This window comes from Gordonia polyisoprenivorans NBRC 16320 = JCM 10675, assembly GCF_000241325.1.
In the GTDB taxonomy this organism is placed as follows: Bacteria; Actinomycetota; Actinomycetes; order Mycobacteriales; family Mycobacteriaceae; genus Gordonia; species Gordonia polyisoprenivorans.
This window is the reverse complement of the sequence record NZ_BAEI01000067.1, coordinates 88,257-102,807: the sequence shown is the minus strand read 5'-3', so window position 1 is coordinate 102,807 and position 14,551 is coordinate 88,257. Positions and strand designations below refer to the sequence as shown.

General features: G+C 61.9%; 14 protein-coding genes. 6 read left to right on the top strand and 8 right to left on the bottom strand.

Features of this window, described 5'->3' with window-relative positions; genetic code table 11:
• Positions 1–118: 118 nt before the first annotated feature.
• Positions 119–409, top strand: a complete 291-nt coding sequence (locus tag GOPIP_RS29925; protein WP_006371099.1) for a type II toxin-antitoxin system YoeB family toxin — start codon at positions 119–121, stop codon at positions 407–409.
• Positions 346–1,830, top strand: a complete 1,485-nt coding sequence (locus GOPIP_RS17540) for an arylsulfotransferase family protein (protein WP_035728331.1) — start codon at positions 346–348, stop codon at positions 1,828–1,830. Before GOPIP_RS29925 ends, GOPIP_RS17540 begins: the two co-directional genes overlap by 64 nt.
• Positions 1,831–2,337: 507 nt before the next feature.
• Here the strand turns inward: GOPIP_RS17540 and grpE are convergent.
• The 3 genes from grpE to GOPIP_RS17525 form a co-directional block, all read right to left on the bottom strand.
• Positions 2,338–3,045 (bottom strand): nucleotide exchange factor GrpE, encoded by a 708-nt coding sequence (gene grpE, locus GOPIP_RS17535; protein WP_244421171.1) that lies wholly within the window; start codon positions 3,043–3,045, stop codon positions 2,338–2,340.
• 80 nt (positions 3,046–3,125) lie between these two features.
• Complete coding sequence (locus tag GOPIP_RS17530) at positions 3,126–4,634, bottom strand: Hsp70 family protein (RefSeq protein WP_006371096.1); 1,509 nt, start codon at positions 4,632–4,634, stop codon at positions 3,126–3,128.
• Complete coding sequence (locus GOPIP_RS17525; protein ID WP_006371095.1) at positions 4,634–5,794, bottom strand: tetratricopeptide repeat protein; 1,161 nt, start codon at positions 5,792–5,794, stop codon at positions 4,634–4,636. Before GOPIP_RS17525 ends, GOPIP_RS17530 begins: the two co-directional genes overlap by 1 nt.
• A 656-nt stretch (positions 5,795–6,450) precedes the next feature.
• Between GOPIP_RS17525 and GOPIP_RS17520 the strand changes: the two genes are divergently transcribed.
• A complete protein-coding gene (locus GOPIP_RS17520; RefSeq protein ID WP_035728329.1) occupies positions 6,451–7,131 on the top strand; it encodes a hypothetical protein in 681 nt (226 codons plus the stop codon).
• A 73-nt stretch (positions 7,132–7,204) separates the two neighbouring features.
• Here GOPIP_RS17520 and GOPIP_RS29160 read toward each other — a convergent pair whose 3' ends face one another.
• Positions 7,205–7,594 (bottom strand): hypothetical protein, encoded by a 390-nt coding sequence (locus tag GOPIP_RS29160; RefSeq protein WP_168436237.1) that lies wholly within the window; start codon positions 7,592–7,594, stop codon positions 7,205–7,207.
• A gap of 185 nt (positions 7,595–7,779) precedes the next feature.
• On the opposite strand from GOPIP_RS29160, the gene GOPIP_RS17510 reads away from it, so the two are divergent.
• Entirely contained in the window at positions 7,780–8,076 is a 297-nt protein-coding gene (locus tag GOPIP_RS17510) for a hypothetical protein (protein ID WP_035728326.1), read from the top strand.
• A 221-nt stretch (positions 8,077–8,297) separates the two neighbouring features.
• On the opposite strand, the gene GOPIP_RS17505 is transcribed toward GOPIP_RS17510, so the two are convergent.
• From GOPIP_RS17505 to GOPIP_RS17500, 3 genes are all read right to left on the bottom strand, one after another.
• The gene (locus tag GOPIP_RS17505) at positions 8,298–8,570 is read right to left on the bottom strand and encodes a hypothetical protein (RefSeq protein ID WP_006371091.1); all 273 of its coding nucleotides are present in this window, start codon (positions 8,568–8,570) and stop codon (positions 8,298–8,300) included.
• 368 nt (positions 8,571–8,938) lie between these two features.
• A complete protein-coding gene (locus GOPIP_RS29725) occupies positions 8,939–9,073 on the bottom strand; it encodes a hypothetical protein (RefSeq protein ID WP_280110124.1) in 135 nt (44 codons plus the stop codon).
• 94 nt (positions 9,074–9,167) lie between these two features.
• Positions 9,168–10,592, bottom strand: a complete 1,425-nt coding sequence (locus GOPIP_RS17500) for a hypothetical protein (protein ID WP_006371090.1) — start codon at positions 10,590–10,592, stop codon at positions 9,168–9,170.
• Between the two features lie 1,033 nt (positions 10,593–11,625).
• On the opposite strand from GOPIP_RS17500, the gene GOPIP_RS28820 reads away from it, so the two are divergent.
• Together GOPIP_RS28820 and GOPIP_RS17495 are read left to right on the top strand one after the other, a co-directional pair.
• Entirely contained in the window at positions 11,626–11,796 is a 171-nt protein-coding gene (locus tag GOPIP_RS28820) for a hypothetical protein (protein ID WP_006371089.1), read from the top strand.
• Positions 11,797–11,904: 108 nt separating this feature from the next.
• A complete protein-coding gene (locus GOPIP_RS17495; protein ID WP_244421170.1) occupies positions 11,905–13,230 on the top strand; it encodes an alpha/beta hydrolase in 1,326 nt (441 codons plus the stop codon).
• Positions 13,231–13,257: 27 nt separating this feature from the next.
• Here GOPIP_RS17495 and GOPIP_RS17490 read toward each other — a convergent pair whose 3' ends face one another.
• Positions 13,258–14,328 (bottom strand): phospholipase D-like domain-containing protein, encoded by a 1,071-nt coding sequence (locus GOPIP_RS17490; protein ID WP_006371087.1) that lies wholly within the window; start codon positions 14,326–14,328, stop codon positions 13,258–13,260.
• Between the last annotated feature and the right edge of the window lie 223 nt (positions 14,329–14,551).

Genomic DNA, 14,551 nt, shown 5'->3' with positions numbered 1-14,551 from the left:
GACGGCCTATCTGTTCAGGTCACCGGCCAACGCCCGCCGACTGGTGGAGTCCTACACGCGTCCCTCCGTGGGGCAGACCGAGGTGCATGACCTCGACCGGACTGACGAGGACGGCTGAGTGCGTCTGGTCTGGGACCAATCGGCATGGGAAGACTATGTGCACTGGCAATCCGTTGACCGGCGACTACTGACGCGGATCAACACCCTGCTCGACGCGTGCCTGCGCGATGCATTCACCGGCATCGGAAAACCTGAACCGCTGACTCCAGGCCGGTGTGGAATCACCATTCCCACCCTCCAGCGAACTCCCAGCTATCTGACAGCGGGCCGTCCTACCCTGACCCCATGGCGTCACACCGGTGTCGGGGTCTGCTGTCCATTGCGGGGGTCGCAGTGCTGGGGTCGGTGATCGCCGCCTGCGGCTCGCCGGGAACGTCGGGATCGACGTCGTCGTCGGCGGCGTCGGCGGTCGCCCCCACCTATACCGTCAACGTCAACGACGCCGCGGGTGCCACCGGCGGCTACGTGTTCTTCAACGAGGGCACCTCGCCGGCGAGCGCGGTGGTCGGGCAGCGCTCGCACGACGAGCGGCGCGCGAGTTCACGGGTCGTGATCGCCGACAAGAAGGGTCGCGTGGTGTGGTCGCGGACCGCCCCGCCCGGCCAGTCGATGGCCGACCTGCAGGTGCAGCAGTTCCACGGCAAGCCGGTGCTCACCTGGTGGCAGGGCAACCTGGCGTCGGGGCAGAGCGGGGTGGACTACATCGCCGACGAGCACTACCAGATCATCGCGACCATCCCGGCCGGACCGGCCGGCGCCAACATCCACGAATTCCGACTCACCGACAACGGCGAGCATGCATGGATCACCATCTACCAGCCGATCACCGCCGACCTGACCGCGGTCGGCGGCGCCAAGGACGGCACCATGTACGACGCGGTGGTCCAGGAGATCGACGTCGCCACCAAGAAGGTGCTCTTCGATTGGCATGCCTCCCAGCATGTTCCGATCACCGACTCGTTCATCTCGCCCAAGGACACCGTCGACAACTCCGGCGGCATCTACGACCCGTACCACGTCAACGCGATCTCTCTGGCACCCGACGGTCACGTGGTCGTCTCGATGCGCCACACCTCGACCGTCTACAACCTCGACCCCGCCACCGGCGCCATCGTCTGGCAGATCGGCGGGAAACACTCGTCGTTCGCCCTCGGTAAGGGAGTGCAGTTTTCCTTCCAGCACGACGCCGAGATGCCCGACGCCACCACACTTCGGTTGTTCAACAACAACTCCGACGGTCAGACCACCAACGGTGCGTCGAGTATCGAGTGGATTCACCTCGACACCGCCACCCACACCACCACGCTCATCCGCAACCAGACCCACCCGGGCAACGTGCGAGCCACCGCGATGGGCAACGCGCAGATGCTGCCCAACGGCGACGTGTTCGGCAGCTGGGGGACCGGCAATCACATCGCCGAGTTCACCCCGACCGGGCAGATGGTCTACGACGTCACCCTGGCCCCGACGGGCAGCTACCGCGCCTACTACCAACCGTGGACCGGTGAGCCGATCGGCGTGCCCGAGGCTGTCATCGGCCACGACGGCATGACGATCCGCGCCGCCTGGAACGGCGCGACCCGCGTTGTCCAGTGGCGGGTGCTGCACGGCAGCACCGCCGCCAACCTGACACCGCTGGCGACCGCGGCGTGGAACGGCGCGTCGACGCCGATCACGCTGCCGCAGAAAGCTTCCGGCTACTACCAGGTCGAGGCACTCGACTCGGCCGGGAAGGTGATCGGGCGGTCGGTGCCGTTGTCGGCGGAGTGAGGTGATGCGAGGTGTCCTGCAGTGTTGGCGTCTGAATCCGTGTACTTGTGTCGCGTCTACGACCAAGAAGTCATCCGCAGGGCTGCGGCCGCGGTGCGAGACTTGAAACGGGTACGGGCCAAGTTTGGCGGTAGTCGCGGTAACCCGTAGTCTCCGAACCTCATTATCCCCACTTGATGCCACAGACCGGGCATTTACTGTACTTTTCGGGGTAGGCGACCTCAGATCCGCATCCACGGCAGATATACATAGCTCTTACCTTGGTAATAGCCGTCCGAAACATGATCGACCTCCTCATTTCCTGAGTTCCAGATAGTTGGCACGCGATCAGGCGAACCGACTGTATTTTAGTCCTCGTACCAGTGTTTCTTCAGTTTGATCTTGATAGTTCGGTGCCCATGGACGAAATTCACCTGTTCGTGCTACTCAAATTGTCAAGATGTCGCTTGAACGAGCGATTGACGTTGCAGCGCTTGCCCGTGACGGCTCAGGCCACGCAGGAACTGGTCATGCGGGCGCTTGGACCCACTCTGCGACAACCTCTGCCGGTCGAATCACATAACCCGACAGCTCAAAGCCATGGCGGATGCGTTCAACCACCTGAAGAGTGTCATCCTGGTTGATCCGCTCTGCGGTGCTCTTCACGACGCGGTGTCGAGCTTTGTCGACCTGCATGCCGGCGTTGCAGTCGATCGTCTCGACTCCGAAGTCTTCCAAGATGTCCAAGAGTTCATCGATCAGGCTGGCGGTCAACACCCACGGATCTGCTTGCTGCTTGCTGGTTTCCAGCTCCGCTCGGTCGATCAGCGAAGCGAGCTGGCGTGCAAGTGGGCGGAGCAGGCTCTGCGTAACACCCGATTCGGCGGCTACCGCGCGGTCGCGCAAAGCCATCAACGACTGCTCATAATTGCGCTCGACTGTTCCCATACTGGCAGTGAGGGTTTGCTCCACCCGGTCGAATCGCGCGTGGATCTCCGCGAGTGCTTCCTCGACGTTGGGAAGCCGCTCGTCCTGCTGCGACGTCGGTGGTGTCTCCGAGGCCGGTTGCCCTGATGTGCTCGGTACCGCGGCGGGCGTGAACTCTTGGCTCGCATCGGCATCGTGAGTGGGTGACGACGAATCGATCGACTCGGGCTGAAACGGCTCGGAATCAGGAAGCCCATGCCGTCCGTGTGTTCCCGACTCGACCCGTTCATCAGCAGGTTGGGAATCCATTCGATCCATATAGTCGGGGTAGCCGTTCGTTAAGGGGGGTGCGGCCGCCGGCTCCTCGTTGGGTAGGTGATCTCGTCGACTCATTGGACCACGATTTCTTTGCTCTGCTTCCGCAAGAACGTCACGTCCGCTGGCTTGAGGTTTGCCGCCCGCTCCACGACCATCTGCCCGATGAGCTTGCCGTTCGACGCGTCGTGCAACTCTGCCTCAACAGTCTGATCCTCGTTGATGACGAAAACGACGCGCAATGGCGCCTTAGCGGGAAGATCGTAGTCCAACTTGAGCAGCGATTCTCCGAGCACCTTCACGTACTGCAGTTCAGCACCGTTCTCGTCGCCTTCAGTGATCTGGAAGTTGATCTCTCTGGTTGATCCGACGGTGGAGAATGAGCTCGCCTCGATCCGGTTTGGGGCACGCGTCTGCGGCTGCACAACAAGACTGTTGAGCATCTTTGAGCCGTCATCAGCGAGGACCGCGACCCCGAGACCTTGTGCGACCACATCGGAGACGGTGGCCCGCACCGCAGGTGGTGCTCCCGTCTCAGCGGCATTGCGGATCTCCGCCACGATGGCCGCACCAAGAGCGACGGCCTCATCAGGGTGCACGCTCTTGTCTGCGGTGAGCCCAGTCCACTCCTGGACGGAACGTTCTATGATCTTCATCCGAGTGGAGCCACCGACCAGAAGAAGCTTATCGACGTCGGAGTAGGCCAGGCCAGACTGCTCCATCACGTCCTCGAGGATGTAGCGAGTACGAGTGACCAGATCGGCTACTGCGCGTTCGAACTCCTCACGCATGATCGTGATCGACTCAGTGCCGATTCGGATCTTGGCCTTGTCTGCGGTGGAAAGCCGGTGCTTGGCTCCCTCGGCTTGCTCGCGGATGAGGGCCTGCTGACTGTCGTCGCCGTGATCGATCGAGCCGCCGAGTTCGGCGTACCTGGACTCGGCGAGCTTGATGATTTCATTATCGAAGTCGAAACCGCCGAGGTTTCTGTCTCCGGCAGATGCCAAAACGGTGAAGTTGTTGTTCGAGATGTCCATGAGCGTGACGTCGAAGGTTCCGCCACCAAGGTCATACACGAGCACTTTGCCGCTGTAGCCGCCCTTGAGCCCGAAGCTCAGCGCTGCCGCCGTTGGCTCATTGATGACCTGGAGAACGTTGAGACCGGCGATCTCGCCCGCTTGACGGGTGGCCGTCCGTTCCGCATCGCCGAAGTAGGCCGGCACAGTGATCACCACGTCGTTGACGGTCTCACCGAGAAACTCTGAGGCATCGTCGACCAGGAATCGAAGGATGAAGGACGAGATCACCTCTGGGCCATACTGGTCGTCTGTACCATCAGGGATGAACTGGTAGTCGGGACTTCCCATGTGCCGCTTTACATAGCGCACAACATTATTGGGAAGAGACTTTTCCGCGTTCTTTGCCTGTTTGCCGATGGTGACCTCACCATCGTCGAACAAGACTGCCGACGGAGTGGTGTTGTCGCCTTCACGGTTGTGGATGATGGTAGGCAGGCCATCGTTTCCGAGAACCGCGATCGCTGAGTTGGTGGTGCCCAGGTCGATTCCGACAACTTTTCCCATCAGTGACCTGCCATCATGAGAGCGAGCGAGTTCTTCCGTTGAGCACTTTTCCATCTCGGTACGCGGGACTGCCAAATGATGAGACCGGCCGCAACGAGGGAACCGAGGATGAACAACACGCCGAAGCCGGAGAATCCCACGATGATCAGGCCGAGCAAGAACGCGCCGACGATACCGCCCAGCCACATCATGGGCGAATCAGAGACGGTGGTCGGTAGACACCAGACCACGTCGTTCTGCTTGTTCACATACGCAAGAATGTCGGCCGCTGCCTTCTGCACATCGGGGTCTCGAGACAGCTGCTGAGCCTCACTTGCCAAGGTACCGATTGGATGAATCTCTTCTTCCAGGGTGATTGCGTAGGAACCGTCGCGCTGAAGCCTGGGAATGGATTCCGCCTTCTCGAGTAAAGCCATTGCGAGGTAGTAGCGGACGGGTTCGGAGTTTTGATGGTTGGCAAAGACACGTCGATACATGTCGATAGCCTCGTCAAGGAGGTTATTCTGCTGCAGGACCGACCCCTGCGCGAGTGGATAGACGAAGCTGGTGGGGTCGAGCTGGGTGGCCACCTGGTACTCCTTGAGTGCCTTGACCCAGTCCTTGACCTGCTCGTAGACGTTGCCGAGATTGAAGTGGTATTCGGCGTTGTTGATTTCGATTTCGGTCGCTTGCCGCGCCTCGTAAAGAGCATCTTGAACTCGTCCGAGACCAAGATTGGCACGCGAACGCAGGCTCCACGATTCCGCATTGCCACCGAGAACTGTCGTAGCTTCCTTGGCTGCGTAAGCCGCCGAGTGATAGTCGTTGGCGGCCAACGCCGCTCGGGCAGTCGCCACCCAATCAACACCTCCTCCTGCGGTGGCTGGCTGCTGGACAGGTGCACCTGCGGGCACCACTCCCTGCTGTAGGGCACGGTCGTACGCCGCGCGCCGTTCGGGTCCGGAGAGCAGGGCCTCTCGTGCCTCACGCAGGCGTTGCATTTTGGTTTCGGCCTCATGGCGCACATCAATGTTGGGTGAGGACGCTCGTTTGGTCCACTGCCGCGTTGCTTGCCGCGACGCGCTTTCGATCTCAGCTTCACTCGCAGTGCGAGCAACGCCCAAGAGTTCGTAGTAATCGACTTCAACCATGTGGAACGTGCTCTCCAGTTCGTCCGGCATTGTGGTGGTGCGAAGTAGGTCGCCGCGTCGACGCTGCCGCGGCCACATCCGAATGTGGCCCCGACGCAACACATTCAGTGAGTGATCAGACGCTAACACCGACTGTCGTGAAGGCTTGTCGTACGTTCAGACCAACTTGATCGGTGGATGGTCCTTCAGGTTTCCTGCGTGTGGTGGGTCGAGACCGTGCTCGGTTTGCGGTCGATACGCAGCGCTGGCCTGATCGTTCGATTGTTCGGACGAATTTTCCGTACCGAGGCTGTGGTGGTCACGCGCGGCTGTCATTGAGACCGTAAAGTCCGCGGGAGGTGACTGTTTAGGTTCCAAGTCGCCGAGTACCTTGTCACCACCTCTGGAGATGCCGAGAGCAGCGTCGCATGCCGATTGACTACACACATCCCAAGCGAATTGATTATGTGCATCCGGGCCGCACCAAGCGAACAGAGGCGAGCGTGGATCTCCGTACGTCTACTGGCACCGGCGCTGACGAAGGGGACTCCCGTGAATCGGTCGTCCGACGACGCCAGCGGGGCCTACGACCCGACCGCCAGGAGGTAGCCCCGACGGCGGTCTCCGAGCCGCGACCTACCGATCCGGTTATCGGGCGTCTGCCGCTTGCTCCTCCACCCCCAGTAGATACAGGGTTCCTCGCACGGATGCAGTCCTACGATGACCATCTCCGTGGACGGCTCAACGAGATGCTCGCGTTGTCGGGTGCGGCGGTGGACGCCAGGTGGCGAGAGGTGAACGACGCCATCTTCGAGCTTCACGTGTGGGATCCGTCCGCACTCACTATCGAAGTGCTGCGTCTGAACATGATGCGGGAGAAGATTCAGGAGTGGGCGGCTCGTGGCGGCGAGGTGGACATAGCGCTGATCGGGTGGACGAAGGTGCTCGAGTTCGTTGAGCAAATCGAGTCTGTCGAGCGACCCTGTGATCGTGATTGGACCGTCGGACCCATCGAGTTGCAGTATCCCGCAGCCGTGCCCGTCGAGTTCGATCACGTGGCGTCAATGCGCAGAATCGAAGAGATGGTGACCGGTACGGGCGCGGAGGGGCGTGAGGTTGTCCTCAAACTGGCCGATGTGTTCAACGCCCACATCGAGGACTTCGCCCGTCGAAACAAGTGTGAACTCGAGGTAGTCGCCTCAGATGTGAGCAAAGCGATCACATCTCGACAGGGATGGCAGATCGAATGGGCCTTTTTGTGGCCGACCTACTTCGGTCAATTCGGGGTGTACGCCTACAACTCGTGGGTGCAGCAGCTTCCTGGGATCGAATGGCACCTGGCGAAACACATGATAGATACCTGGAAAAGCGGTCATGGGCATGGCTGACCATGTTGAACTCAGCGCGCTCGTGCGATCAGCCGAGCAGACTGCGAGTCGTATGAGAGGGCTCGATCGCCCACTACAGTTTCTCGGAGAGCGCACGCAGAGCCAAGAGGTTCAGCGGTTCGGCAAGTTCGGTCGAATGGAGACGGTCACTCAGCAGGTGCAAGTGCCGGTAACTCTGCCCGGTTGGCAACTCGGAGTCGAACGGATCATGTTGCGGTCCGGTTTGGCTCACTCCGCCGAGCAGATACTTCTCACTCCAGACGGCTTTCTGACCACCGTGCTTGTGGCGACGGACGACCCTGCGAATTTCCGGACTGTCTCTTCTCGCCCGCTGCATGCGGTGCGAGTTGCTCAGAGCATCGGGGCCACGCCTACCTGGGTGACGACCGGCAATAGTGGCGACAAAGCGGACGAAGAAGCCGCCAGGCATGATCCCGGTATCACCGCGGGTGCTGCGGTCCATCTCCTGATGGAGAGACTTTCGAGTCTCGGGTAGGTGAAGGATGAGCGGGCCGTCATCGTCTCAGGCCCGGTAGCGCTGTTCTGCACCCTAGTTCGGACCGTTGAGGGTCGGTGGTGGTGGTCTCGGACTAGACTCGACTCGTGCCGACAATCGATGAAGGTCACCGGATTCTTCGCGACCAATCGGTGCGCCTCAGCGAGGTCGCCGAGCGCGACACGATCGAGTCGGTCACGTTTGACAACTGTGTGCTTCGAGGCCCCGTGGTGATCGCGCTGATCGACGACGTGAGGATTGAGGAATCGGTGATCACCGGCACCGCAGATGGAGTCCTGTGGCCGATCGCGGCCTCCCGCGAGTTACTCATTGGCGCGATCGCGATGAATCGGTGCGTGATCACGCGATGCAGGTTGGAAGGAGTTGGCTTCGCGGTCCGTGAAGACACTCTTGCTCGAGTGCGCCGCGGACTGGGATTCGATGACTAACCCCTTGTCTTGTAAGGACTTTCGTAAGCGGTGTTGTCAGAAAGATGCAGGTTGTCTAACGTGAGCCGCGAAGTGCGGACACCCATTGGCGATCGCGGCCTGGGCCCTACCGTCGGCTGTGGATTCAGGGAACCAAAGTGCTTCAGTGTTTCCTCGCGTGCGTTGGCGCCAGGTTCGTTGGGGTCGGCATTGGGGTCGGGCATTTCCACATTGTGGCATGGTCACAGCCGCCAAGCGGTGCGTAAAGCCCAGGTGTCGGCATCCTCGTCCCAGTAGGGGATTGGCGTGAGGTAGCAGACGATCTCGCCGCGGCCATCATTTCCGATTGCCATCAGTCGGCGGCCGTACTCCGGATGGTCGTCCCACGCTGATGCACAAACGGCCGGCCACTGAATGGCGGCGCGTACGTCCGCAAGTGTCAGCCCACGATGCTTGCTGCGCAGCTTCCGCTCCACCGATGGAGTGGCGGTGACGAGCCCGAGGTGAATTCTCACGAGTAGCGACGTTACCGGAAAAACTGCTGGTCAAAAGGCTGCGGATACGGCAGTGGACGGGCTCAAAACCGCCCATAACACCGGATATGTGCCGCTGAAATTCTTGGCGACCTCGAACCGGGAGACGCCGGACAGTGGCCTAAAAAGCGTTATGGGCGCTTTCGTCGGCAGGAAATGTGAGGAGAATCACACCAGTGCGTGTCTTTTGTTGCAGCCCAAAGAAAGGCAGATCCCGATGCTCGGGTGGGGTCGTGCGTCCGCCGACCTCGTCGACGCACCGAGGTCTGGTCAGCTACCACTCGATATGTCCGAACTGTATTGGTGCGCAGAAGTAGTCGCTTTTATGGCTGTCATTCCGGCCGATGGTGTTATTCGGCAACGAATTCCAGATCGGGCCACTGCGCCAGAGTGGCCTCGATGAGTTGGCGGCGCACGTACCCGATGTCGTCGTCGAGTGTGACGCCGATGGTGTCAAGTCCGTCGGCGATGTCGCCGTAGGTCACCTCCGTCTCCGAATGCGGCGCTAGTAGTAGTAGCGCGCGGTGACGCGTCGTAGTGGATCCACTTGTCGATCACCTTCCCGGCGCGGTCCTTACGTCAGAGGAACGAGCCGAAGAACGCCGAGCCGAGGTCACTGAATACCTTCACGGTTGCTTTGCCCAACTCCTGAACAGCCTCGTCGGGGTGTTTCGCGATGTAGCTGTTGGTCTCGCCGGCGGAATCAGGATCAATGTAGGAGGCTTGCTCCCTCACATATCCCCAGGTGGTCACCGCTGCTCCCGCCAACCAAACGATTCCACTCGCTCGGGAGGCACTTTGAAGGATAGGCTTCGCCGCTGGGTTGCTCCCGAGCTGAGCCGCGATTTTGGCATATGTTGCAACAGCATTCGCGGAAATTGCGCTGCCGACTCCCTGGACAGCGAGACCGGCCACGGCGCCGAAGTTGCCTTTGTAGCCGGCGTCCGCGGCGGCCAGCCCCAGAAGGGCGTGACTCGCACGATGTAGGCCACTAAGAGCCGAGAGGTTGGACAGGATCTCGATTGCGTTGCTGAAACTCTCGCTTCGAAGAATCGAATCCCATTGTGCTATCAAGGAGGAGGTGGAGGAGTAGTCCTTGATGGGCGAATGAATGCCACGCGTCGGATCAATGACTCCGAACCCGTCGTGAATCGTTGTGGCCGTGCTCGCTGCCGAAGCTCCGGTGTAATACGAGAAAGTTGTTGACTGCCCCGGAGCCAAGTTACCGGCGTTGAAAACAATTCCGATTGCGCTATCGGATTCGTCCGTGGTCCCTCGCGCCTGGGTTGCGTTGGAGTAGACGTAAGGATCGTTGTTCGTGAATCCACCGAAGTAGACGACCGCGCGAGGATCGCTGGTGTACAGATAAACAACTGCCGGATGCCCGGTGGCAATGTTGTAGGGATCATTCGCGAGACTTGACGCGCTTACCAAGGAATATCCGTCAGTTTGGTATTGCGCGCCGATAGTGTTGTCAGTGGTATTCGAGCCGCCCTGGTACCTCGTGTTATCGGGATCGAACGACCGCATGTATTTGACGTCTGTTAGGGGTGTATCGGAGACGTTGGTGAGGGTAATTGTTGTCAGATAGCCCTGACTGTTCGGCGGGAAGGAGGTTACCTGAGTGACCTGGACCGTGTCATTGACCGTCCCTGTGAAAGTCGCTGAGAGCTGATCAGGTGTCGAGCTGTCGACCAGAGATACGTTGCTGAGCTTTCCGCCGGAGGATCCATCAAGTTGGGTGAATCCTGCGTTGTTAGTGTTGTTGTAGCCTATTGACCACCGTTCCTCCGGCGTATCCGGGGTGAAAAAGTCGATGATGTCGTCAGTGCCGCTGCCGAAACCGTCGAGATCTGTTGTGAATCCAAGCTTGCCGTCTTGGGGGTGGAACCCGACGGGTGCGGAGTTTGTGCCGAATGACCCGACTGGGCTGACACCGAGCTCGATGAACTTTCCTCCGAGGAAGACTCCGTCGCCGGTGGATTCATGCGTCGCGCGGGTCACTGGCGCGCTTGCTGCCAGGGCTGCGAGCGCTGGCGGAACGGTCGTTCTGCTCGTATCTGGAGTGGCACCTGAGAACGGGGTGGCCGAGGGAGTCGGATGAACTCGGCTGGCGCGTGGAAGCGCGATTGGAACGGGTTCCTGGCTAGTCCGTGTCGACCCAACTGCCGCTGAACTGGGAACTGTCACCGCTACAGTCGCAGGTGTGCGTGTCGACACTCGCGGGGTTTCGCTGGTTGTGGCGGGCGAGGTCACTCGGGAAACCGACGTGGAAGAGGTGACCGAGCTTACTGGTGGCTCGGGGGAGGGGTTTGGTGTCGGGTTTGCTCCTTCACCGGTCGGTTGCTGCTCGTTGTAGTCAGCCGAGCTGTCGTTCGACGCGGCGCCGGCGGGCGTCGAAGAAAGCGAGGCAGGATTCGATGTACTTGCACGCGCGACCCCTGAGCCAGAGGATGAGTCCGGTGAAGCGCTCGTCGAAGACGGCGCGTCCGCATGTGCGGCGCCCGCCCCTAGGAACGCGGCCGCGCCAATGCCGAATGTCAGCGCGCCGGCTCCGCATAATGTTCGAGCATTGAGATCGATCGCCGACGGTCGGCGATGACGTCCGCGAGCTCGACGTGACTGCGACTTGCGATGAGAACTGGAGTGCTGAGCCATTTTTGGACTCCGACGTTGAGGTGACGAGACAACGCGAAAATTATCATTGGCGGTCGGTAAATGATGCTGCAGGAAAGGGTTTTGCGTCCGTTCGGAGGACAGTTTCCACGTCGGTTGTCTCTGTACTCTCCCTTCTCTGCTGTCAACGTCCGTACGTTGGAGTTGGCCGAGCAAGGGCGGACCTTGGGATGAGGCGACACGCTCCGACCAAGCGGTTTGCGTCACGCAGATTGGCCGCCGCGGTGTTTGCGATGTGTCTCGCGTCGAGCGGAGCCGTGGTCGGTGCCGGAGCAGCGCACACGGTCGTCCCCGGTCGGCTGCGGCCAGGATGTGCGTGGCGCACCACTGAGGATCACTGGAACGGCGCGACCCGCGTCAGGTGCTGCACGGCAGCACCGCCGCCAACCTGACACCGCTGACGACCGCGGCGTGGAACGGCGCGTCGACGCCGATCACGCTGCCGCAGAAAGCTTCCGGCTACTACCAGGTCGAGGCACTCGACTCGGCCGGGAAGGTGATCGGGCGGTCGTTGCCGTTGTCGGCGGAGTGAGATCACCCGCTCGTCTGTCCACCTTTTGAGGGACCGATGTCGCATTGTCACCGCCCGTTGCGTCGGGGCCCGTACGGTGGAGTTGATGCGACAAGTGAGAGGCTCCGCATGAGGCGACACGCCACGACCAAGCGATCCACGTCGCGCCGAGTGGCCGCCGCGGTGCTTGCCGTGTGTCTCGCGTCGAGCGGAGCGGCCGTGGTCGGTGCCGGAGCTGCGCACGCGGTCGACCCCGATCGGCTGCGGCCCGGGTGCGTGTGGCGCACGGCTGAGGATCAGGCAAATCATGTGCAGACCTGTAGCTGGCACTCGGAGTCGCTGGGCCGTGAGGTCACCGTTCAGGTACGTCCGTCCGATCAGCAACCCGGCCAGACCGAACGAGGCGTGTACTTCCTCGACGGGCTCGGCTCCACCCCGGCCTACAGCTCGTGGTCGTTGCCGATCGCAGGTGCGGTCCAGAACTACAGTCCCGCAGACAATCTGGTGATGCCGACGGGCGGGTCGGGGGAGTGGATGACCAACTGGCGTACCGCGCCGACCGGTGCCGCGTCCGCGCCGCAGTGGGAGACCTTCCTCAGCTCGGAACTCCCTGCATACCTGTACTCAAATTTCGATGTCGGACAGCACAACAACGCGATCGTCGGGGTGTCGATGTCGGCGGCGCCGGCGATCATCACCGGACTCGACCACCCCGAGACGTTCTCGGTGATGCGCGCCTACTCCGGTTACTACGAGACCGACAACCCGCTCGGTTGGCTTGCGATCCCGCTCATCCAGATCAGCCGATCGGGCATCACCAATGGGCTGTGGGGAATGTGGGGTAACCCGTTGAGCCCCGACAACAACTGGGCGCACAACAGCGTGGCGCGCCGTCTCCTCACCCAGCCCGCCCCACCCCAGACGATCATCGTGTCGACCGGGAACGGCACTCTCTCACCGGCCGAGATCGACGCGCAGAACGCTGCGATGGCCACCATCTGGCGTGAGCATCCCGAACAACTCCCGGCATTCCTGCTCTCCTCGGCCGACGGTGTGCTCGTCGGCGGAGCGCTCGAATCCGCGGCGTTCGGCTCCACCCTGCTGTTGCAGGCAGCGACCACTGCTGTCGGGCTTCCGGTGCGCTACCGCTATTCGAGCGGCGGCCACAACTGGCTCGCATGGGGCGACGACGCACACGCCGACGCGCAGGAGGTCGACGCCGCGCTGGATGCGGCAGCCGCCGGTACCTCAACGACATCGACTCAATCCCCGTCAGTCACACCGACCTCGCCCACCCCGTCCAGTCCGGTGAGCCCGGCCAACGTCGAGCGCGAGCTCTCGTCGTTGCCGACGACGCTTCCCGCACCCGTGCGCGACGCGGTCGACACTGCGGCCACGGCCATCGGGTCGTTGGCTCCGCATCTGGCGCCGGCGTTCACTTCGGCGCATCGCTGAGCCGGTCGGGATCACCAGCGAAGACTGTTATCCGGCAACGAATTCCAGATCCGGCCACTGCGCCAGGATGGCGTCGATGACGCTGCGGCGCAGATACCCGATGTCGTCGTCGAGCGTGACGCCGATGGCGTCGAGGCCGTCGGCGATGTCGCCGTAAGTCACTTCCGCCGCCGAACGCGGCGCGAGAACGTAGTAGTAAGTGCGCTTGGGTGAGGCGCCGTAGTCGATCCACTTGTGGATCACCTGCCCGGGTTCGGATGCGATGCAGCGCCGTTTTGCCCGGCCGCGGACCTTCCACACCAGCACCACGTGGTTGCCCTCGGCGTAAACGTCCTGAGTCGTCTTGCGATCGCCGTCAGCGCAGAACACTCCGATGTAGGGCTTGCCGACGATGGCGTTCTCTTCGGTTGTCGCGTCATGCTTTTCGATCAGAAGGTCGCGCTCGAACTCCGCTTCGGCCGACATGTCGTCGACCGCCGACACCTGCGTGACGAACAGCTTCGACGGGCGAGGCCATCGGTGGACCTCGTGGGTCTGCTCCTCGGACACCTGCTCGTCGGGCAACTCCTCGTCGTCGGGCAGGGTGACGGTCGACAGATCGAAGATGTCGCACAGCTCGCGGACCCGGGCGATCGTCAGCGGCGTGGCCCGCTGTTTCCAGTCGGCGAGGCACGAGCGCGCTTCGTCGACCGTGTCGGGACTGTCGGTCAGCACTACTGCCTCCTGCAGCACGGCCTGCGAGCGGTCCGAGACGTTGGCCGACCCGACTGCCACGAAGGCGTCGGAGTCGTCGGTGGCCTCACAGAGCAGCATCTTGGCGTGCAGATGCGGCAGCGAATACACCCGCACGTCGGCCTTGAGCCACGCCAGCAGCGAATGGGGGTTGGTCGACTTCTGTTCCACGGCCCGGACCGTGGCGTCGACGATGATCGACGACCCGGATCGCAGCGGAAGGTGGGTGTGCGCGTCGGCGCCCACGTGGGCGATGGCCGCGGTCACCGAGTGCTGTCGAGCGGCGATGAGGGGAGTGAGTTGGGTCCACACCGAACCGGTGAGGAGTCGGGCCGTGCGGTTGGTGCCAAGTCCGAGGGTGTCCACGAGGACTCACAGTAGAGGGCCGTCGCCGTGCTCCACCAGAGCGCGGCACCCCTTCGATGGTCGAGTCGATCCCGGCGAGCCGACCCCCTCCGATGGTCGAGGTGTGAGGCGCCCCAGGCGCCGAACCTCGAGACCCCCGCAACCGATCGCTGGACCTACCCCACGACCAGGGTCAGGTACGCAAGGCGACCACATTCTGGGCGTTATGTGCGCCCCCTCCGCC

Excerpts from the sequence above, each read along its gene's own strand:
- GOPIP_RS17540 (WP_035728331.1), top strand. The coding sequence starts at position 346 with ATGGCGTCACACCGGTGTCGGGGTCTGCTGTCCATTGCGGGGGTCGCA.
- GOPIP_RS17495 (WP_244421170.1), top strand. The coding sequence starts at position 11,905 with ATGAGGCGACACGCCACGACCAAGCGATCCACGTCGCGCCGAGTGGCC.
- GOPIP_RS17525 (WP_006371095.1), bottom strand. The coding sequence starts at position 5,794 with ATGCCGGACGAACTGGAGAGCACGTTCCACATGGTTGAAGTCGATTAC.
- GOPIP_RS29160 (WP_168436237.1), bottom strand. The coding sequence starts at position 7,594 with ATGGACCGCAGCACCCGCGGTGATACCGGGATCATGCCTGGCGGCTTC.
- GOPIP_RS17520 (WP_035728329.1), top strand. The coding sequence starts at position 6,451 with ATGCAGTCCTACGATGACCATCTCCGTGGACGGCTCAACGAGATGCTC.
- GOPIP_RS17530 (WP_006371096.1), bottom strand. The coding sequence starts at position 4,634 with ATGGGAAAAGTTGTCGGAATCGACCTGGGCACCACCAACTCAGCGATC.
- grpE (WP_244421171.1), bottom strand. The coding sequence starts at position 3,045 with ATGGATTCCCAACCTGCTGATGAACGGGTCGAGTCGGGAACACACGGA.